An 18,803-nucleotide genomic window follows, 5' to 3' on the forward strand; every position below is an offset into this window, starting at 1 on the left:
GCGCTCGGCACCCCGGTTCCCCCGGATTGCCCTCGTCGTTCCCCGGCGTCCACGGGTCCGCCCGCGAGAGGGCACGATGCCCAGGATCTCTGGCAGGAACGGGCGGTTCCTGTCAGAGATCCTGGGCATCGTGGCGCTCATCGTCCGCTCGGGCCGGGGCCCGGGCGGCCCGGCGTCAGCGGGCGAGCGCCGACTGCTCGAGGGCGGTCGCGTCCAGGACGGCGCGTGCCCAGGCGGGGTCGTCCGTGGTGAGGGTGTCGACGCCGATCTCGGCCGCGAAGACGACCGCGTCCGGGTCGTTGAGCGTCCACGCGTTCAGCGCCATGCCCGCCTCCTGCGCGCGGATCACGTCGTGCTCGCGCAGGTTGGTGAGCGTGAGGCCGAAGGTGCGCGCGCCGATCCCGGTCGCGTACTGCCAGTCGTCCTCCGTGGGCGTCTTCGTGATCAGGCCGATCGCCTGACGCGGAGCGACCTCGCGCAGGGTCTCGAGCACCTCGCGCAGGAACGAGATCACCACGACCCGGTCCCTGCCCGACGGCTCGACCAGCGCGTGCGCCGCGGGAACGCGGCCGGGGTCCTCGTCGGCCGACGGGGCTGCGTCCGCGGCCGACGACGGGACCGCTGCGCCCGCCCCGCCTCCGGCGCCGACGGCGGCCCGGGCGAGCAGCAGGCGCGCGACGGGTTCGGCCGCAGCGGGGGCCTTCACCTCGAGCAAGAGCGGGACCTGCGCGTCGGCCGCGAGGTCGAGCACCTCCTCGAGATACGGCACCCTCTGCCCCTCGACGACCGAGTCGCCGGCCGTGTCGGCGGGCCCGGCGGTCCCGTCGGACCGGTGGGTCCCGGAGGCCCCATGGACCCCGGTGACCCCGGCGAGCCCGACGGCCGGCGCCTCGTGCCCGATCCCCTCGCGGCCGCCGCCCACGCGCACGTCGGCCAGGTCCGCGGCGGTGAGCTCGGCGATCGCGCCCGAGCGGCGCGGCGAGTCCTCCGAGACGGTGCGGTCGATGCGGGCGTCGTGCATGACCACGAGGCGACCGTCGGCGCTCAGGTGCACGTCGCACTCGAGCACGTCGGCGCCGTCGGCGATCGCACGGCGGAAGGAGATCAGGGTGTTCTCGGGCAGGACGTCCTTCGCGCCGCGGTGCCCGACGATCAGCGGCGGCATCAGCCGAGCACCTTCTCGATGTCCTCGCGATTGTCGTCCAGGACCTCCTGGAGCTTCGGTGCGAGGGCGTCCAGCACCGGCTTCGCCTCCTTGTTGTCGCCGTACACCTGGGCCATCGCGGCGGCGATCTCGGTGACCGCGCCCTGGAACCAGTTCGTGCGGTCGGCGGTGTGGGCGTTCTCCAGCTGGTCGAGGGCGACCTTGAAGTTCGGGTCCTCCTTGACGAGGTCCTTGACGATCTTCGTGTCCTGGGCGGCCTTCACGATCGGCACGTAGCCGCTGCCCTTGTGCCACTGCGCGGAGTTCTCCGGCTCGGCGAGGAAGCGGAACAGCTCCGCGCAGGCGTCCTGGCGGTCCTTGGAGTCCGAGCGCACGATCGAGAGGCCGCTGCCGCCGGTGGGCACCTTCGTGGGGGCGTTGACCTGGCCCAGCATGAACGCGGCGCCCACCTCGAAGTCCGCCTCGTCGGTGAAGCCGCGCAGGGAGGCCGTCGAGCCGCGGGTGCCGGCGGAGATCCCGGTCGTGAAGTCCGTGCCGGAGGACTTCGCCATGTACGCGAACTTGTCCTCGTGGATGAACTTGCGCTGCCACTCGAGCCACTCGATGCCCGGATCCTGATTGATCGTGACGTCGAAGTCCTTGGAGTTCTGGCCGCCGAAGGCCCAGATGTCGGCCTGGCCGAACCACTCGTCGGCCGAGCTGAACGCCATCGCGGACATCGGCTTGCCGTCGACCTGGACCTTCGTGATCTCGGGGGCGAACTCGGCGAGCTCGTCCCAGGTCTTCGGGCCCTCCTCGGGCAGTCCGAGCTTCTTGTAGAGCGTCTTGTTGTAGTAGTAGAGCGGGTTCGAGCGGGCGAAGGGCACCACGTAGGTGCTGCCGGCGGCCTTGCCCTCATTGATGTAGTTGGGCAGGTAGACGTCGAGGTTCCAGTCGTCGTCGAAGTAGTCGTCGAGCGGCGCGAGGGCGCTCGAGAAGTAGAACTGCAGCCACTGCATCTCGGGGAAGCAGACGATGTCCGGCACGGCCTTGGCCTGCAGGGACGCCGTGAACTTCTGGTTCAGGTCCGCGTAGGAGCCCTGGGACTCGCTGATCGCGACGATGTCGTCCTGCGACTCGTTGAACTTCGTGAACAGCTTCTGGACCTCGGCGTAGAGGTTCCCGGTGAAGGGCGCCCAGAACAGGATCGCGGTGCGGCCCTTGTACTTCGCGGGGACCTCCATGTCGGCCTGCGAGAAGCCGTCGCGCACGGGATCCGAGGCGTCGTCGGAGCCGCCGGGGGCGCCGCAGGCAGCGGCGCCGAGGCCCACGGCCCCCAGGCCGAGGCCCGCCAGCAGGGAGCGCCGGCTGGGAGTCGCCAGGCGGCGGGACGGAGTGAGGAGCGAACGGGACATGGCAGAGCCTCCAGGAGTGCGGGGGTGGGTCATGTACGGATGGGTGCGATCGGGGACGGACGGGTCACTTGAGCGCGCCGGCGGCCATGCCGCCGATGATGCGGCGCTGGGCCAGGAAGAACAGGAGCAGCATCGGGGCGGCCGCGATGACGGTGCCCGCGAGCAGCGCGCCCCAGTTCGTGTAGCCCTCCTGGCTGCGCAGGAAGAGCAGGCCGATGGGCAGGGTGCGCATCGACGCGGTCGAGGTGACGATCAGCGGCCACACGTACTCGTTCCACTTCCCGACCAGCACGATCAGCGTCGTGGTGAGGATCATCGGCCAGCTCATGGGGACGACGATGAGCACCATGCGGCGCAGATGGCCGGCGCCGTCGACCTCGGCGGCCTGCAGGATCTCGGGGTCGATCGTGCGCATCTGCTGGTAGAGCAGGAACATCGCGAACGCCGAGCCGATGCCCGGCAGGATCAGGCCCTGATAGGTGTTCAGCCATCCCAGGTTCCCCACGGTGATGTAGTTGACGATCAGGGTGACGTGGCCGGGCAGCATCATCGAGCCGATGAGGAACAGGAACAGGAAGCGCTTGATCCGGAAGTGCACGAACGCGAAGGCGTAGGCGCACAGGATCGCGTTGAACATCTCCAGCGCCGTGCCCACGGACGTCGTGATCACCGAGTTCACGAGGAACCGGTCGAAGGGCGCGGCGTTCCAGGCGGAGGAGAAGTTGTCCAGGTGCAGCGAGGTGGGGAACCACTTCAGCGGCCAGGAGTAGATGTCGGAGTTCGACTTCACGGCCCCGCTGAACAGCCAGTAGATCGGGACCAAGAACACCAGCAGCGAGGCGACGACGAGGATCGTCAGCAGGATCGTCTGCCAGAGCGGCCGACGGACGGCGCCGGCGGTGCTGTCCTGCGGTCGGCTGCGGCCCGGGAGCAGGCGGGAGAGCGGGCCGGGAGTGCGCGCGGTGGTGGTCATGACGCGTAGTTCACCTTCTTCTCGCCGAAGCGGACCTGCATGAACGTGAGCACCAGCAGCAGGACCAGCAGCACCGTCGCGGCGGAGGAGGCCTTGCCGATGTCGAACTTCTGGAAAGCCTCCTCGTAGATCATCCAGCTGAGGGTGGAGGAGGAGATCCCGGGCCCGCCGCCCGTGAGGATCGAGATCAGGTCGAAGGCCTGCGCCGCCGCGATCACCCCGGTCACCGACAGGAAGAACGTGATGGGGCTGAGCAGCGGCAGCACCATGTGGCGCAGCATCTTCACGCCGTGGGCGCCGTCCAGCGAGGCCGCCTCGAGGATGTCCTTGGGGAGGTCGAGGATCGCCGTGTAGTAGATGACGGTGACGAAGCCGAGGCGCTGCCAGAGGTAGGCGACGGTGACCGCGGCCAGCGACCAGTCCGAGGTGGTCGTCCACTGCGGGGAGTCCATCCCGACCAGGTTGAACAGGAAGCGGGAGAGGCCGAAGCTCGGGTCGAACATGAACAGCCAGAGCATGCCCACGGCGGCGCCCGGGAGCATGTGCGGAGCGAAGGCGAAGGTGCGCACCATCCCGGTGAACGGCACCTTCGTCGCCAGCAGCGTGCCCAGCAGCACGCCTCCCACGAGCGATCCGACCACGGTGACCGTGGTGAACACGAGCGTGTTCAGCATGACCGACCAGAACTCCGGGTCGGTGAACAGGTCGATGTAGTTCTCGAGCCCCACCCATTCGGGCATGGGCGCGACCAAGTCCCAGTCCATGAAGCTCAGCACGATGTTGTAGATCGCGGGCCAGTAGGAGAAGACGAGGATCGCCGCGAGGTTCGGCAGGATCAGCAGGCAGAACAGCAGGCTCTCGCGGATCAGGCGGCGGCGGCGCACGGGGCTCATCGGCCGACGGCGCAGCGGCGGCCGGGAGGCGGCCCGGCCGGCGTCGGCCCCCGTCTCCCCGGCATCCGGGGTCGTGGCAGCGGGCGGGGAGAGGACGGCGGACCGACCGGCCGTCGTGGCGGGGACAGCGGCGGAGGAGGACATGCGGGGCTCCTCGGGATCAGGGGACGAAGAGGGGTCTCGACGCGCCTCGCGGATCGCTGCGGAGATGCCCTGGACGGTGCCGCCGAGCGTCGGCGGGCCGGTCCGGAGACCTGCTCCAGGTGGCTTCCGGAGGCGGGCTCCGGGGCGAGGCGATCTCACCGTAAGAAGGGCCGGGAGGTCGGGCAATGTTCGCGAACGAGGCGTGACGCGGCGGTGGCCTGGACATGGAACGCCAGGTGAGAGCGCTCCCAAAGGCGAGGTGAGGGGCGCGCGGGCCCCGCGGGCGCCCGGTTCGGGGGCCGACGTCCCCCGGGGTTCACGCAGAGTTCCGGAGACGTTGAGGCGAACGCCCCGCGCCCGTCGCGGGCGCTCCTCGGACCGGTTCCGTGGTGTCACCCGGGCGCCATGTGCTCGTCGCGGAGCTGTGATGGGGGCCGTGCAGAGTGCCGTCGACCCCTCTCCACCGGAGGACAGAAGATGCAGCCCTCGCCGTACCAGTCGCAGGATCCCGGACCGTCCCCGCGCCCCGCGTCCGCACCTGCGCGCCCCACCTCGACCATGGACGACGTGGCCCGGCGCGCCGGCGTCTCGCGCTCCACGGTCTCGCGGGTCTTCCAGCCCGGATCGAGCGTCTCCGACGACGCGAAGATCCGCGTGCACGAGGCCGCGCGGGAGCTCGGCTACGTGCCGAACCTCGTCGCGGGCGGGCTCGCCGGCGGACTCACCCAGCGCACCGTGCTGGGTCTCGTCGTCCGCGACGCCACGAACCCCGCCTACGGGCTGCTCATCGGCTCCCTGCAGGCCGCCGCGCAGGAGCTCGGGCGCCACCTCATCAGCGTCTCCGCCTTCCCCCACGAGTACGGCCCTGAAGAGGTCGTGGGTCTGCGGCGGCTCGTGGGCATGCGCGTCGCCGGGGCGTTCGTCGCCACCGGCGTCACCCCGCCCGAGGACATCGTCGCCGCGAACGCCTCGGTCCCGGTGCTGGTCGTGGGACGTCCCAACGATGATCCGCGCCTGGAGTCCATCAGCTACGACGAGGCCGCCCACGGCCGGATGATGGCCGACCGGATCCTCGCCCTCGGCCACCGCCGGGTGGGACTTCTCGTCGCGCCCGTGCTCTACTCCCGCGTGTTCGAGCTGCGCATGCGCAGCGTGAGGCAGCGGCTGCACGAGCGCGGGGCGGTGGTGCGCGAGATCGACCTGCTGCCCGTGCGGACCGGAGTCGCCGCCGCCCTCGATGCGGCGGCGAGCGAGGACCTGACCTGCATCGTCGCTCCCGTCGACTACGCGGCCCTCGAGCTCTGGCGCGCGGCCCGCACGCGCGGCGTGCGGATCGGGGAGGACGTCCACCTGGTCGGCTTCGACGGCATCAGCGACGGGCTCGACCTGCTGGGCCTCACGACCATCCGCCTGCCGATCGAAGCCGTGGCGCACGAGGCCGTGGAGCGGATGGTCGAGCTCACGGACGCGAGCGAGCGGGGCGCCCAGGACGGGGTCGACGGGGCCGGAGGGGCGGCGCGGCACGTGCTGCGCGTCGGGCGGCTCATGGAGGGGAGCTCGCTGGGGCCCGTGGGGTGACGCTCGGTCGCGGGAAGGCGGTCTCGGCTGTGGGTGTCATGGGACGATGCGTCGCATGACCGCACGGACGGGGCAGGGGCGCGGCCGTGGCGCATCGCGTCCGAGGCACTGGCCGATCGCGGTCGTCCTGCTCGCGGTGCTGGCTCTCGCAGGGGGAGTGGTCGTGGTGGGGCGGAGCGTCGGCGTGCAGCCCGTGACCTGCACTGTCGTCTCCGCGAAGCCGCAGGCCTCGGGCGACGGAAGGCACTCCGCTCCTGGCGCCAGCGTCTATGTGACGACGGTGGAGTGCGGTGCCGTCAGGATCCGGGATGGTGTCACGCGGGAGAACATGGCGCTCGTGTCGACCCGGGTCGACGACGCCGCGACGTGCACCTTCGATGCCTCCTGGTGGGACCGCACCGTGAAGGACCAGCTGGGGATGACCGCGCGGGGCGCGGTCACGTGCACGACTGAGGACGGTGCCCGCGCCGTCGGCTGAGCGTCGCGCGGGGCGAGCGGTCATTCGGGTGCCCATGATCTGACGACTTTCGTGCTCGGGGAGCATTGCCTGGCAGGATCGGACGGTGCTGTCCTGCAGTCCGGGCGGTGCCGCGGTCTTCGTTGCCGTGTGTCGGCAGGCCGGATCCGGGCGCCGGCCTCTCTGCGTGTCGGCGTGGACTATCTGCCCGTCGGCTCGTCGACCGCGTCCGTCCGTCGGCCCACCTGCCGAGCGACCACGTCCCCGAGGAGGACCATGACCCCCGCACCCGATGCCCCCGTCCTCTCCTTCGAGGACGTCACCTTCCAGCGTTCCGGGAAGCTCATCCTGCCGGGCGTGACCTTCGCGATCGGTCGGGGCGAGCACTGGGTGATGCTGGGCGCGAACGGCGCCGGCAAGAGCACGATCCTCGGTCTCGCCGGTGGGAACGCGCACCCCACGAGCGGCACCGTCGGCATCCTCGGGGACCAGGTGGGCCGCGTCGAGCTGCGGGCGCTGCGCGAGCGCATCGGGCACGTCGACCCGCGACACCTGGTGCGCTCGCCGCTCACCATCGAGGAGGTCGTGCTCACGGGCTTCACCGGCACCGCCGAGAAGATGATGCGCTGGGTCCCGGAGCCGTCGCAGGTCGATCGGGCCCGCGAGCTCATGGACATGCTGGGTCTGGGCGCCAAGCGCGAGTCGACCTGGCCCACGCTCTCCCAGGGCGAGCGCGGCCGCGCCCTCATCGCCAGGGCCCTCGTCACCGATCCCGAGCTGCTGCTCCTGGACGAGCCGACGACGGGCCTGGACGTCGCCGCCCGCGAACAGCTCATGGAGACCCTCGAGGTGCTCCCCGGCACCCACCCCGGACTCACATCACTGCTGGTCACACATCATCTCGAGGAGATCCCGACGACCGTCACCCACGCGCTGCTGCTGCGGGACGGCGTCCCCAGCGCGCATGGCCGGATCGGGGAGGTGCTCACCACCGAGGCGGTCTCCGCGGCCTTCGACCATCCGATCGCGGTGCGCCACGAGGACGGCCGCTGGAGCGCACGCTCGATCCGGCGGTGAGGGAACCGGCGGTGGTCCTTCGTCTCATGCGACCAGTGAGGTGAGGGCCTCGGCGACGCTCCCACGATCGATGCTGCGATGGGCGAAGTCGAGCGCGGGGTGCCCTCCGACCCGGATGCCGCGGCGCGCGTGCCGCAGCAGCTCGACGTCGTTCACGTCGTTGCCGACGGCGGTGTACGAGCCGTCGAGGATGCCGAGGCGGCGCAGGGCGGAGTGCTTGGTGACGCCGCTCGGCGCCACGTCGATCAGGTGCTCGTCGGGATGGACGGACACGGTCAGACCGGCGCCTCTCAGCTGCTCGATGACCCGGGGGTCCTCGGTGAACAGCACCGCCTTCGCGTAGTCGGGGAGCGCGCTGCGCGGCAGGTTGCGGGCGAGGCCTCCGGCGTCGAGCTGGCGGAAGATGCGGTGCTCCTCATCGCCCGTGAACGCGAAGTCCCAGGGCCCGTCGACGAGCGCGGGCAGGGACCGCGATTCGATGATCCCGTCGAGCAGGGCCCTGGCGGGGGCGGGGAAGCCGGCCACCTCGACGTCCGCGTGCGGTGCACGCCGCACGAAGGCGCCGTTCCCGCCGATCAGGGCGCTGCCGGCGAGGTCCTCCGGAAGCACGGGCAGCAGGTCGCGCACCGGGCGCGCGGAGGCGAAGACCAGAGGGTGCCGCGCGCGGACGTGGAGCAGGGCCTCAACGATGTCGGCCGCGAGGGTGCGGCCGTCGAAGCAGAGGGTGCCGTCGACGTCGAGCACTACGGGCTCGCCGGCGGCGCCGTCCCCTTCGGCGACGCTGCTCCCGTCGGCGTCACCGTCCCCGTCGGCAGCGCCGCTCCCGTCGGCAGCGCCGCTCCCGTCGGCGATGTCATGGACCGGCGTATACGGGACATCTCTGCCAGATATGGCAGAGATGTCCCGTATTTGCCGCTCGGCGACCGCCCCCGCCCGGCGCAGTTGATGCCGCTCGGCGACGTGCTCCCGGCGCGCCCGGTGCGCGTCGGCCCCGTGGGCCCTACCGGCCGCGCCGGCCCCGCCAGGATCGCCGTCCCCACCGGCCCCGCCAGGATCGCCGCCTTCAGGGATCACGGCACCCGGTGGCCCGCCGCGCGGAACAGCTCGTACCACTCGGCGCGGGTGAGCGGCAGCTCCGAGCCGTCGGCGGAGTCGGTGACGCGCTGCGGCGTGGTGGTGCCGAGCACGACCTGCATGTTCGCCGGGTGCCGGGTGATCCAGCCGGTCGCGATCGCCTCCGGGGCGACGTCGTACTTCGCGGCGAGTCGATCCACCACGGCGTTGAGCTCCGGGTACTTGTCGCTGCCCAGGAAGACGCCGTCGAAGAAGCCGCCCTGGAAGGGCGACCAGGCCTGCACCGTGATGTCGTTCAGGCGGCAGTAGTCGAGGATGCCGCCGCCGTCCAGGACGTTGGACTGCTCCTCGCCGCTCATGTTCGCGGCGATGCCCTGAGCGATGATCGGCGAGTGCGTGATCGACAGCTGCAGCTGGTTGGCCACGAGCGGGCGGGTCACCGAGCGCTTGAGCAGGTCGATCTGGCGGGGCGTGTGGTTCGAGACGCCGAAGGCGCGCACCTTGCCGGAGGCGTGCAGGTCGTCGAAGGCGCGGGCCACCTCGTCGGGCTCCACGAGCGCGTCGGGGCGGTGCAGCAGCAGGATGTCGATGTAGTCGGTGCGCAGCGCCTTCAGGGAGCCCTCGACGGACTCGATCAGGTGCTCGTAGGAGTAGTCGAAGTAGGGGCCGTCGGTGACGATCCCGGCCTTCGTCTGAATCGTGATCTCGGAGCGCTCGTTCGCGTTCAGGTGCATCGCCTCGGCGAAGCGCCGCTCGCACAGGTGGTCGCCGCCGTAGATGTCGGCGTGGTCGAAGAAGTCGATGCCCGCGTCGCGGGCCGTGTTCACGAGGGTGCGGATCTCCTCGTCGGACTTGTCGTTGATCCGCATGAGGCCCAGCACCACGTTCGGTGCCGTGATCTCGGTGCCGGGAAGGGGGAAATGCTTCATCGCAGAGACTCCTGTGTCGTCATGAGATCGGCCGCGGACGCGGTCGGGCCGGTGAGCGGCGCTCGCCGGGGGCAGAAGGGGCGGGACTGGAGGGCCGACGGGGTCGCCGGTTGGTGGGGCCGGGCGAGCCCCGGTCCGACGGGCGAGGAGCTCAGGCGGTCCCCCGTCCGACGGGCGGAGCCGGGGCTCCGCCCGTCGGACGGAGCCCCGGCCCATGCTGGCAGGCGGCCCATGCTGGCAGGCGGCGCGTGCTCGCGGGCGCGCGCCGCTCGCCGTCAGTTGAACTCGAGCGGGTGGGTGCCCACGCGGCCCGAGCCGTCGCCCTTGTCGAGAGCGTCGATCGCGGCGACCTCGTCGGCCGACAGCTCGAAGCCGAACACGTCGAAGTTCTGCTCCATGCGCTCGCGGTGCGTGGACTTCGGGAACACGATGAAGCCGCGCTGCAGGTGCCAGCGGATGACGACCTGCGCGGGGGTGACGCCGTGCGCGGAGGCCGCATCGGCCACGGAGGACTCCTCGAACAGCGGGTACTTGCCCTGGCCCAGCGGGCCCCAGGACTCGATGTGCATCCCGTTCTTGCCGGCCCACTCGAGCACGTCGCGCTGCTGGAGCGCGGGGTGGAGCTCGATCTGGTCGACGGCCGGCACGACGCCGGTCTCCTGCACGAGGCGGTCGAGGTGCTCGGGCAGGTGGTTCGAGACGCCCACGGAGCGGGAGAGGCCCTGGTCGCGGATCTCCAGCAGCTTCTGCCAGGCGTTGACGTAGGTGTCCTTTTCGGGGGTGGGCCAGTGCGTGAGGTAGAGGTCCACGTACTCGAGCCCCAGCTTCTCGAGGCTCTCGCGGATCGCCGCGTGCGGCTCTTCGCCGGCCTGGCGGTCGTTCCACAGCTTGGTGGTCACGAACAGCTCGTCGCGCGGGATGCCGCTCTTGGCGATTGCGGCGCCCACGCCCTCCTCGTTGCCGTAGATGGCGGCGGTGTCGATGTGGCGGTAGCCGACCTCGAGGGCGCTGGTCACGGCCTTCTCGGCCTCGTCGGCCGGGACCTTGAAGACGCCGAAGCCGAGCTGGGGGATCGCATGTCCGGAGTTCAGGTTGATCGTGGGAACAGTCATGGCCCCGAGCCTAGGAAGCCTCGATATATAAGTCCAACAGCTCGCAGCGATGCCATTCATGGCGCCGGCTGGTAGATGAGAGGATGAGCCGGGTCGACGGACGGGCCGGGCAGACGGATGGGCCGCGGCGACGAACAGGCCGCGCCGACGGACGGACCGAGCCGACCCGGAACATCGGCGATGGACACGAAGGATGCGAGGCGGAGATGGACCTGAGGCAGATGGAGTATGTGGTGGCGCTCGCCGACGAGCGGCACTTCACCCGCGCGGCCGAGCTCGCGGGGATCTCGCAGTCGGGGCTCAGCAGCGCGATCCGCGGCCTCGAGCAGGAGCTCGGCACCGCCCTGTTCGACCGCACCACCCGGAGGGTCGAGCCCACCGCGGCCGGCTTCGCGCTGCTCCCGCACGCCCGGGCCCTGCTCGAGGAGGCCGTTCGCGCTCGCGAGGCCGTGATGCGCGTCGGCCCCGCGATCAGCGGCTCCCTGCGCGTAGGCGCCGAGCAGTGCCTGGGCCTCGTGGACGTCTCCGCCCTGCTCTCGACCTTCCATCAGCGCCACCCGGGGATCGCGACCGAGTTCGCCCAGGCCGGCTCGCACGAGCTGGTGGGGGCGGTGCGCGAGGGCGAGCTCGACGTCGCCTTCGTCGCGACCGACCGGCACCTCGGCGCGCTGCGCCACACCTTCCTGGGCGGGGAACCGCTCGTGCTCGTCGTCCCGCCCGATCACCGCCTCGCCCGACGCACGACCCTGCGCTGGGAGATGCTCGACGGCGCCGACTTCGTCGACTTCTCCGAGACCTGGGGCGTGCGCACCATGAACGACGACCTGCTGGCGACCCACGGCGTGCACCGCCGCGTGCGCTGCAGCGTCAACGACGTGCACACCCTTCTCGATCTCGTGACCCGCGGGCTCGGCGTCGCGATCGTTCCCGCGCACGTCGCGCGGAAGCCGCAGGCGGCCACGCTGGTGACCCGCGAGCTCCCGGGCGCCGCCCAGCCCAGCTGGTCCGTGAGCGCCATCTGCCCGCTCGCCCCGGCCGCCGACGCCCCGTCGGCGCTCCTGCTCGAGCTCCTCGGGGAGACGCCGCCCTGCGAGGACGAGCCCCGCACGGACGAGACCCGCACGGACGCGCCTTGCGAGGACGAGCCCCGCGACATCGCCCCCGCCCTCGAGCGGGCCGTCCCGGTCACTGCGTGAGGGTCGCGGAGAAGGTCCTCCGGTACTCGGCGGGCGAGGTGCCCAGCGCGCGACGGAAGTGCAGCCGCAGGTTCGCCCCCGTGCCGAGGCCCGCGCGCGAGGCGATCTGATCGATCGGCAGGTCGCTGTCCTCGAGCAGGCGGCGCGCCAGGTCCACCCGGGCGCCCAGGATCCAGCGGTGCGGAGGGCGCCCGGTCTCCTCCACGAAGCGGCGCTCGAAGGTTCGACGGGACATCCGGGCGCGGTCGGCCATCTGCTGGGTGGTGAGGTCGTCGTCGAGATGCGCCAGCGCCCATGTCCTCACCTCCTCGAGCTGCTCGCCGCCCGCGACGGGCATCCAGCCGGTGGGCTGGTACTGCGCCTGGCCGCCGGCGCGGCGGGGTGAGGCCACCAGGCGCCGCGCGATCTCGTTGGCCGTCCGGGGCCCCAGGTCCTTGCGCACGATGTAGAGGCACAGATCGAGGCCGGCAGCGACCCCGGCCGAGGTGAGCACGCTGCCCTCGTCGACGAACAGCACGTTCGGGTCCACGTCCACGTCCGGGTGGGTCCTCGCGAGCTGCGCCGCCGCGTCCCAGTGGGTCGTCGCGCGCCGCCCGCTCAGCAGTCCGGCGTCGGCCAGTGCGAACGCGCCGTAGCAGATCGACACCAGGCGTGCTCCGCGCTCGTGGGCCGCCACCAGCGCTTCGCGCACGGTCGCGGGGATCGGGCGATCCGGGGGCGCATAGCCCGGGACGACGATCGTGTCGGCGCTCTCGAGGGCTTCCAACCCCCGCTCCACCTGGTACGAGAGTCCGGAGGCCGCCGGCACCGCGCCGGGGTGCTCGGCGCAGATGCTCAGCGCGTACGGGACGCCCGGGCGGTCGATGAAGACCTGCAGCGGGATCCCGACGTCGAGGGGCAGCGCTCCGGGCATCACGAGCACGGCGACCTCGTGCCGGGTCCGGAGGTCCGACGGCTCGTGAGCACTCATGGCGCAATCCTTGCACAGGGCGGCATCTCTGCCACTGTCGGCGCGGGCGTCGGCCTTCGCAGGATGGGATCCGTCGGCCGCCGGCGAAGAGCGCAGGCGCCGACGAGAACCCGAGAAGCACACCGAGAGGACCCTGATCACCGTGCCGTCGATGCCCCGATGGGCCGCCTGTTGCGTGTCCGTGCTCGCCTTCCTGGCGGCGATGGCCGCCGCGGGGGCGCCGAGCGTCCTGCTGAGCTACGACCAGGAGGCCTGGGGGTTCTCGGACAGCGCGCTCACGGGCGCCTTCGCCGTCTATGCGCTGACTCTCCTCGTCGCGCTGCTGACCTGCGGATCGCTCTCGGACCACCTAGGGCGCCGCCCGGTGGCGGTGGGCTCCCTGCTGCTCACGGCGGTGGCGCTGGTCCTCTTCCTGCGTGCGGACACCATCGGGGGCCTCGTCCTCGCGCGGGCCGTGCAGGGCGCGGCGATCGGCGTCGCGACCGCCGCGCTGAGCGCGTCGATCGTGGAGCTCGCGCCCGCCCGGCATCGGCGGCTCGCGCAGACGGCGGTCAGCCTGACCACCGCCGGCGGGCTCGGGATCGGCGTGGTGGTGGCGGGGATCGCGATCGACGCGGCGCCGGCCCCGAACGCGGCCCTGTTCGGCATCGCGCTCGCCGTCGTCCTCTCCTCCGTCGTGCTCCTGCTGTTCTCGCCGGAGACCGTCACACCCCGCCCCGGCGCCGCGGCATCGCTGGTCCCGCGGATCCGCATCCCCGGGGCGGTGCGCGCTCGCTTCCTCCGGCTCGCGCCCGGGCTCGTCGCCATCTGGATGTCCGCGGGGCTGATCCTGGGCCTCGGAGGATCCCTCGCCAGCAGCGTGCTGCATCTGGGGGGCGGCCTGCCCTCGGCGCTGATCGTCGCGACGCAGCCGCTCGTCGCCACGCTCTGCACGCTCGTGCTCGCCCCGCGCATCGGGCCGCGCGCGCTCGTGCCCGGCGGGCACGGCGCGGTGATGCTCGGCGTCCTGGCCGAGTGCGCCTCCTTCGCGTCGGGCAGCGCGGCCCTGGTGATCGCGGGGGCGCTCGTCACCGGCGTGGGCTACGGGGCGGTCTTCTCCGCGACCCTTCGCCTCCTGCTCCCCGATGTGCGGCCCCACGAGCGCGGCGGGTTCTTCGCGGCCTTCTACATCGTCGGCTACCTCGCCTACGGCTCCTCGGCCCTCTGCGCGGGCCTGCTCAGCGACCTCATCGGGCTCGGCGCCGCCGGCGTGGTCTACGCCGTGGCGACCGTCGCCGTCGCCGCCCTGGCCCTGTGCGCCTGGCTCGTCCCGGGACGCCGCGCGCCGCACCGCCGACCGCGCGCGGAGCAGCCCGTTCCCGCGCCCCGGTGAATCCGCCGGCACCGGCCATCAGCACCACCCACCGCATCCGCACCACCGCATCCGAACCATCCCCATCCGCCCCATCGCGTCCGGTCCGCGCCGTCTCCGCCGAGGAGGCGGGCGCCCCGGGAGAGGAAGCACCGCACCATGGCAACGACACCGCCCGCACTCCGCTTCACGACTTTGCTGTTCCCGCAGGTCACACAGCTGGATCTCACCGGTCCCGTGCAGGTCTTCGCGGCCCTGCCGGGTGCCGTCGTGGATCTCGCGTGGCATCGGCACGAGCCCGTGCCCACAGACGCCGGCTTCTCCCTGCTCCCGACCGTCGCCTTCGAGGCGGCGGAGCAGGCCGACGTCCTCATGATCCCCGGCGGGCAGGGCGCCTTCGACACCCTCGAGGATCCCGTCGCGCTCGACTTCGTGCGGCGCCAGGCTGCGGGCGCCCGCTTCGTGACGAGCGTGTGCACCGGCGCGTTCGTGCTCGGGGCGATAGGCCTCCTCCAGGGCCGACGCGCCACGACGCATTGGGCGGTGCACCCGCTGCTGCGCCACCTGGGCGCGATCCCCGTGCGCGAGCGCGTGGTGCGGGACGGCGAGCTGCTCACAGGGGGAGGGGTGACCAGCGGGATCGATTTCGCGCTGGCCCTCGCCGCGGAGATCTATGGGGCCGACGTCGCTCAGGGCGTCCAGCTCGCCATGGAGTACGACCCGCAGCCGCCGTTCGACGCCGGATCGCCCGGCGCGCCGGAAGCCGACCCCGCGCACGTCGAGGCGGTCATGCGCAGCGCCCGGCACGGCCGCGAGCCCCTCGTGCTGCGCGCAGCAGAGAGGCTCGCCTCCTGAACCGAAGTGGCGGGCGCACCCGGGCCGTCGGACGGGACGGCCCGGGGGCGATGAGCCGCTCCGGGACTAGGGCGAACGCGTGGCAACGGCCGATCCCGTGCGGCCGACTCGTCGGCCCCGCGCTCCTTCGAAGCGCGCGACGCGCACGGATGCGCCGCTGGCGCGCGTGCTGCGCTCGGCCGGTGATGTGCTCGGCCGTGGTCGGTCGCCTCGTGCTGTCGCGTGTCGCTGGCTTCACATATTGATAGGCTGTCTAAGTGTCCTTCCGAGAAGGACGGCATCCGTGGTCGATATCGAACGAAGGAGATGCGCGATGAACGAGACCGTTGACGTCCCTACCCCGGCCGGAGCCGAGCGCACGCGGCGTGAGAACGCGGAGGGGGGCTTCCTGGCCTCCGATGCCCTGGCCAAGAATCTGCAGCGCGTGCTCGTGGAGCTCACTGCGCTCCACCTCGTGGGCAAGCAGGCCCACTGGAACATCGTGGGGCCGAACTTCCGCGACCTGCACCTGAACCTCGACGAGGTCGTGGACATCGCGCGGGAGGCCGCGGACGACGTGGCCGAGCGGATGCGCGCACTCCACGCCACGCCCGACGGTCGACCCGCGGTCGTCGCCGAGCAGAACTCGCTCCCCGAGTTCCCGCAGGGCGAGGTGCTCACCCACGACGCGATCGACCTCGTGACCTCGGCGATCGAGGCGACCGTGGGCAGCATGCGATACGTCCACGACGAGGTCGACGAGGCCGACCCGACCTCGGCCGACATTCTGCACGGCATCATCGAGAAGCTCGAGCAGCAGGCCTGGTTCATCAGCGCCGAGACCCGCACGCCGGCCTCCTGACACTGCTCACGGAGCTGGTCATCGATCGAAACCAGCCAACGAGTCGATCGCGGCTCGGTGGGTCCCGAGGACAGCCAAGGAGGAGAACACCGATGAACGCGCACGTGCCCCCTCGAAATGTCGCCCGAGCCGCTCGGAGAGCAGTCCAGTGGATCTCCGATGGAAGAGCGGGGAAAGGCTTCACGAACACGGGTGACCACCGCGCTCGCCAGCTCGCAGCTCGCGAATGCGTGAGCGAGGAGCAGGTCGGGAAGATGAAGCGATACTTCTCGCGCCACCGGCATGACGCCGAGGCGCAGGGCTTCCGCAGAGGTGAAGAGGGATACCCGACGCCCGGTCGCGTCGCGTGGGATGCCTGGGGCGGCGACGCCGGGCGCGATTGGGTGGGAAGAAGGAAGTTCGAGGACCTCTGACACCGCGTGACGCCGCGCGAGCCCCGTGCGCGGGTGGTCAGGATCCCAGCAGCGAGTCCATCGCATCTGATGAAGGAGACGAGCATGAACAGCACGGACAACGAATCGAACACGCAGGATCTCACTCGCCACGATGTCGCCGCGAAGTTGCGGGACACCGGCGTCGTCATGCTGACGACCGCCGTCGGCGGGGACAAGCTGGTCTCCCATCCGATGACCATCCAGGGTGTCACCGATGACGCGGACGTGTGGTTCTTCGTCGGTCTCGAGGGAGATCAGGCGGGCGCTCTCTCCGGGGACAGCGCAGTGAACATCTCGATCGCGGCCGCCGGTTCATGGCTGTCGGTGGCAGGGCATGCAGAATTCGTGGACGATCGCGGGAAGGTCCAGGAGCTGTGGAACGACTCCGCCGAGGGCTACTTCCCCGAGGGTCCGGGTGATCCGAACCTGAGGCTGCTGCTCGTCAGGACCGACTCCGCGCAGTTCTGGGGCCTGCCGGGCGGTCGGATCGCCGGCGCAGCCCACATGGTGAAGGCGATGGTCACCAAGGGGCGGGCGCCGGGTGGGACCGACACCACGGAACTCTGAGCGGCACTACTCGCACTCCTGCCGGTCGACGGTCGCCAGGCGATCCAGCGGCCCAGAGCACTGAGCAGCAGAACGGGCCATGACGCGTCCGGCGCCATCCTCGGATGCGGCACGGGACCAGAAGCCCTCGACGAAGGAGCACCGGTGGACCGGGAGCAGCTGAAAGTCATCATCAAGGACACCATCACGCAGCGGGAGGACGGTCCGAGCAGCAGCGATGCGAACGACTTCGACGTCGAGGCGATCGCCGACGAACTGCTCGAATCCTCGGGCGACGGGAGCATGCTCGATGTGGACAGCGACGACTTCATGACGATCATCGCTCGCCACCGGCGGAGCTGACCCGGCGCCGGTGAACTCCTCATGCCGCGGGCAGACCGGGCAGCAGTCGACGCCGCCCGCCGGGGACGACGAGGGGCCGCCCGCCGGAGGGGATGATCAGCGGCTCGCGCACAGCATGCCAGCTACGCTGGAAGGGTGATGACGTCGTCCCCCGAGGCAGCAGTGCCGAATCCCCGCACCGCCTCGGAGCGCAACCGTCGGCCCCGTGGCTTCATCACCGTCGCGATCGCGGCGATCACGATGATCGGCCCGTTCACGATCGACTCGGTTTTTCCCGCCTTCACCCGCATCGGCGCCGAGTTCGGCGAGTCCGAGGGCGCGCTGCAGCAGCTGGTCTCCGCCTACCTCGCGGCGTTCGCGGTGATGTCGATCTTCCACGGCCCGCTGTCCGACGCGCTGGGTCGCCGGCGCGTCATGCTCGCGGGCCTCACGATCTACGTGCTCGCGATGTTCGCCTGCGTGCTCGCCCCCTCCTTCGGCAGCCTCGTGCTGGTGCGGGTCCTGCAGGGCATGAGCGCCGGCGCGGCGACGATCATCTCCCGCGTCATGGTGCGCGACCTCTATTCCGGCGCTCAGGCGCAGCGACTGATGGCGCAGGTCATGGCCATCTTCTCGATCGCGCCCGCGCTCGCCCCGGTGATCGGCGGCTGGCTCCTGCTGCTCGGGGACTGGCGCTGGGTGTTCGGCGGGATCGGGATCTACGGGCTGCTCGCGATCGTGCTCACGATCCTGCTGCCCGAGACCCTCCCGCCCGAGCGGCGCTCACCGCTGAGGATCGGCTCCCTGCTCGGCTCGCTCGTGCACGTGGGCGCCTCGGCCCTCATGGTCCGCATCGCCTTCGCCACGGCCTTCGGCTTCGCCGCCCAGTTCCTGTTCATCGCGTCGGCGCAGATCATCGTGGTGCGCCTGCTGGGGCTCGGCGAACAGGACTTCTGGGTGCTGTTCGTGCCGCTGATCATCGGCATGTTCACCGGCGCCCAGGCCGTCGGTCGACTCGCCGACCGCCTTCCGCGCACGCGCATGATCACCATCGGTTACCTGGCGACGCTCGGCGCGACCGCTCTGAACCTGCTGCTCGTGGCGCTCGCCCCCGCGCCCGACGGCACGATCTCGCCCGCGCTGATCCCCGTGCTCGTCGGCCCGATGCTGATCGGCTTCACCGTCTCCCTGATCTTCGCGCCGATCCAGCTCGAGATCATGGACCTCTTCCCGCACGCCCGCGGCGCCGCTGCCTCGCTGGGCACTTTCTCCTCGCTCGTGCTGAACGCGCTGCTCGCGGGGGTCGTGGCACCGCTGGTGACGGGCTCCCTGGTCACCCTCGCGGCGACCGCGCTGGCGTTCGTCTGCGCCGGGACCGTGCTGTGGCTGTGGCACCTGCGGGCCACGGGCGGGCGGGGCGCCGAGGTCGTCGAGGACGGCGAGGTCGTGGCCTAGCGCCGCACCCGATCCGC

The 18,803-nt window shown here is 71.4% G+C and carries 18 protein-coding genes; 10 read left to right on the top strand and 8 right to left on the bottom strand.

Features of this window, described 5'->3' with window-relative positions; genetic code table 11:
- Positions 1–175: 175 nt before the first annotated feature.
- The 4 genes from Bra3105_RS11385 to Bra3105_RS11400 form a co-directional block, all read right to left on the bottom strand.
- The gene (locus tag Bra3105_RS11385) at positions 176–1,165 is read right to left on the bottom strand and encodes a glycerophosphodiester phosphodiesterase (protein ID WP_228356804.1); all 990 of its coding nucleotides are present in this window, start codon (positions 1,163–1,165) and stop codon (positions 176–178) included.
- On the bottom strand, positions 1,165–2,559 hold the full coding sequence (locus Bra3105_RS11390) for an ABC transporter substrate-binding protein (RefSeq protein WP_228356805.1): 1,395 nt from the start codon (positions 2,557–2,559) through the stop codon (positions 1,165–1,167). The genes Bra3105_RS11385 and Bra3105_RS11390 overlap by 1 nt, the downstream gene beginning before the upstream one ends.
- Positions 2,560–2,623: 64 nt before the next feature.
- Positions 2,624–3,532 (bottom strand): carbohydrate ABC transporter permease, encoded by a 909-nt coding sequence (locus Bra3105_RS11395; RefSeq protein ID WP_228356806.1) that lies wholly within the window; start codon positions 3,530–3,532, stop codon positions 2,624–2,626.
- A complete protein-coding gene (locus tag Bra3105_RS11400) occupies positions 3,529–4,569 on the bottom strand; it encodes a carbohydrate ABC transporter permease (RefSeq protein WP_228356807.1) in 1,041 nt (346 codons plus the stop codon). Before Bra3105_RS11400 ends, Bra3105_RS11395 begins: the two co-directional genes overlap by 4 nt.
- Positions 4,570–5,046: 477 nt before the next feature.
- On the opposite strand from Bra3105_RS11400, the gene Bra3105_RS11405 reads away from it, so the two are divergent.
- The 3 genes from Bra3105_RS11405 to Bra3105_RS11415 all read left to right on the top strand — a co-directional run bounded on the left by Bra3105_RS11405 (position 5,047) and on the right by Bra3105_RS11415 (position 7,681).
- Complete coding sequence (locus Bra3105_RS11405) at positions 5,047–6,147, top strand: LacI family DNA-binding transcriptional regulator (protein ID WP_228356808.1); 1,101 nt, start codon at positions 5,047–5,049, stop codon at positions 6,145–6,147.
- A gap of 55 nt (positions 6,148–6,202) precedes the next feature.
- Positions 6,203–6,625 carry a hypothetical protein gene (locus tag Bra3105_RS11410; RefSeq protein WP_228356809.1) on the top strand — a complete coding sequence of 141 codons (423 nt, stop codon included), beginning with the start codon at positions 6,203–6,205 and terminating at the stop codon, positions 6,623–6,625.
- A gap of 255 nt (positions 6,626–6,880) precedes the next feature.
- Positions 6,881–7,681 carry an ABC transporter ATP-binding protein gene (locus tag Bra3105_RS11415; RefSeq protein ID WP_228356810.1) on the top strand — a complete coding sequence of 267 codons (801 nt, stop codon included), beginning with the start codon at positions 6,881–6,883 and terminating at the stop codon, positions 7,679–7,681.
- Between the two features lie 24 nt (positions 7,682–7,705).
- On the opposite strand, the gene Bra3105_RS11420 is transcribed toward Bra3105_RS11415, so the two are convergent.
- The 3 genes from Bra3105_RS11420 to Bra3105_RS11430 form a co-directional block, all read right to left on the bottom strand.
- A complete protein-coding gene (locus Bra3105_RS11420) occupies positions 7,706–8,755 on the bottom strand; it encodes an HAD hydrolase family protein (RefSeq protein ID WP_228356811.1) in 1,050 nt (349 codons plus the stop codon).
- On the bottom strand, positions 8,752–9,684 hold the full coding sequence (locus Bra3105_RS11425; RefSeq protein ID WP_228356812.1) for an aldo/keto reductase: 933 nt from the start codon (positions 9,682–9,684) through the stop codon (positions 8,752–8,754). Before Bra3105_RS11425 ends, Bra3105_RS11420 begins: the two co-directional genes overlap by 4 nt.
- A gap of 275 nt (positions 9,685–9,959) precedes the next feature.
- Entirely contained in the window at positions 9,960–10,796 is an 837-nt protein-coding gene (locus Bra3105_RS11430; protein WP_228356813.1) for an aldo/keto reductase, read from the bottom strand.
- Between the two features lie 206 nt (positions 10,797–11,002).
- Here Bra3105_RS11430 and Bra3105_RS11435 point away from each other — a divergent pair, with 206 nt between their 5' ends.
- Entirely contained in the window at positions 11,003–11,992 is a 990-nt protein-coding gene (locus tag Bra3105_RS11435) for a LysR family transcriptional regulator (RefSeq protein WP_228356814.1), read from the top strand.
- On the opposite strand, the gene Bra3105_RS11440 is transcribed toward Bra3105_RS11435, so the two are convergent.
- Positions 11,982–12,962 (bottom strand): GlxA family transcriptional regulator, encoded by a 981-nt coding sequence (locus tag Bra3105_RS11440; protein ID WP_228356815.1) that lies wholly within the window; start codon positions 12,960–12,962, stop codon positions 11,982–11,984. The genes Bra3105_RS11435 and Bra3105_RS11440 overlap by 11 nt on opposite strands.
- Here Bra3105_RS11440 and Bra3105_RS11445 point away from each other — a divergent pair.
- The 6 genes from Bra3105_RS11445 to Bra3105_RS11470 all read left to right on the top strand — a co-directional run bounded on the left by Bra3105_RS11445 (position 12,961) and on the right by Bra3105_RS11470 (position 18,786).
- Positions 12,961–14,334, top strand: a complete 1,374-nt coding sequence (locus Bra3105_RS11445) for an MFS transporter (protein ID WP_323188818.1) — start codon at positions 12,961–12,963, stop codon at positions 14,332–14,334. The genes Bra3105_RS11440 and Bra3105_RS11445 overlap by 2 nt on opposite strands.
- Before the next feature lie 138 nt (positions 14,335–14,472).
- A complete protein-coding gene (locus tag Bra3105_RS11450) occupies positions 14,473–15,168 on the top strand; it encodes a DJ-1/PfpI family protein (protein ID WP_228356817.1) in 696 nt (231 codons plus the stop codon).
- Positions 15,169–15,481: 313 nt separating this feature from the next.
- Complete coding sequence (locus Bra3105_RS11455; RefSeq protein WP_228356818.1) at positions 15,482–16,009, top strand: Dps family protein; 528 nt, start codon at positions 15,482–15,484, stop codon at positions 16,007–16,009.
- A 497-nt stretch (positions 16,010–16,506) separates the two neighbouring features.
- Complete coding sequence (locus Bra3105_RS11460; RefSeq protein ID WP_228356819.1) at positions 16,507–17,010, top strand: pyridoxamine 5'-phosphate oxidase family protein; 504 nt, start codon at positions 16,507–16,509, stop codon at positions 17,008–17,010.
- Positions 17,011–17,154: 144 nt separating this feature from the next.
- Positions 17,155–17,352 carry a hypothetical protein gene (locus Bra3105_RS11465; protein WP_228356820.1) on the top strand — a complete coding sequence of 66 codons (198 nt, stop codon included), beginning with the start codon at positions 17,155–17,157 and terminating at the stop codon, positions 17,350–17,352.
- Between the two features lie 138 nt (positions 17,353–17,490).
- Entirely contained in the window at positions 17,491–18,786 is a 1,296-nt protein-coding gene (locus tag Bra3105_RS11470) for an MFS transporter (protein ID WP_228359652.1), read from the top strand.
- The last annotated feature ends 17 nt before the right edge of the window (positions 18,787–18,803 follow it).

The organism is Brachybacterium halotolerans subsp. kimchii (assembly GCF_020792675.1).
Lineage (GTDB): Bacteria > Actinomycetota > Actinomycetes > Actinomycetales > Dermabacteraceae > Brachybacterium > Brachybacterium halotolerans.

Excerpts from the sequence above, each read along its gene's own strand:
- Bra3105_RS11395 (WP_228356806.1), bottom strand. The coding sequence starts at position 3,532 with ATGACCACCACCGCGCGCACTCCCGGCCCGCTCTCCCGCCTGCTCCCG.
- Bra3105_RS11460 (WP_228356819.1), top strand. The coding sequence starts at position 16,507 with ATGAACAGCACGGACAACGAATCGAACACGCAGGATCTCACTCGCCAC.
- Bra3105_RS11455 (WP_228356818.1), top strand. The coding sequence starts at position 15,482 with ATGAACGAGACCGTTGACGTCCCTACCCCGGCCGGAGCCGAGCGCACG.
- Bra3105_RS11445 (WP_323188818.1), top strand. The coding sequence starts at position 12,961 with ATGGCGCAATCCTTGCACAGGGCGGCATCTCTGCCACTGTCGGCGCGG.
- Bra3105_RS11390 (WP_228356805.1), bottom strand. The coding sequence starts at position 2,559 with ATGTCCCGTTCGCTCCTCACTCCGTCCCGCCGCCTGGCGACTCCCAGC.
- Bra3105_RS11410 (WP_228356809.1), top strand. The coding sequence starts at position 6,203 with ATGACCGCACGGACGGGGCAGGGGCGCGGCCGTGGCGCATCGCGTCCG.
- Bra3105_RS11440 (WP_228356815.1), bottom strand. The coding sequence starts at position 12,962 with ATGAGTGCTCACGAGCCGTCGGACCTCCGGACCCGGCACGAGGTCGCC.
- Bra3105_RS11405 (WP_228356808.1), top strand. The coding sequence starts at position 5,047 with ATGCAGCCCTCGCCGTACCAGTCGCAGGATCCCGGACCGTCCCCGCGC.
- Bra3105_RS11385 (WP_228356804.1), bottom strand. The coding sequence starts at position 1,165 with ATGCCGCCGCTGATCGTCGGGCACCGCGGCGCGAAGGACGTCCTGCCC.
- Bra3105_RS11435 (WP_228356814.1), top strand. The coding sequence starts at position 11,003 with ATGGACCTGAGGCAGATGGAGTATGTGGTGGCGCTCGCCGACGAGCGG.
- Bra3105_RS11400 (WP_228356807.1), bottom strand. The coding sequence starts at position 4,569 with ATGTCCTCCTCCGCCGCTGTCCCCGCCACGACGGCCGGTCGGTCCGCC.
- Bra3105_RS11470 (WP_228359652.1), top strand. The coding sequence starts at position 17,491 with ATGACGTCGTCCCCCGAGGCAGCAGTGCCGAATCCCCGCACCGCCTCG.
- Bra3105_RS11415 (WP_228356810.1), top strand. The coding sequence starts at position 6,881 with ATGACCCCCGCACCCGATGCCCCCGTCCTCTCCTTCGAGGACGTCACC.
- Bra3105_RS11425 (WP_228356812.1), bottom strand. The coding sequence starts at position 9,684 with ATGAAGCATTTCCCCCTTCCCGGCACCGAGATCACGGCACCGAACGTG.
- Bra3105_RS11450 (WP_228356817.1), top strand. The coding sequence starts at position 14,473 with ATGGCAACGACACCGCCCGCACTCCGCTTCACGACTTTGCTGTTCCCG.
- Bra3105_RS11430 (WP_228356813.1), bottom strand. The coding sequence starts at position 10,796 with ATGACTGTTCCCACGATCAACCTGAACTCCGGACATGCGATCCCCCAG.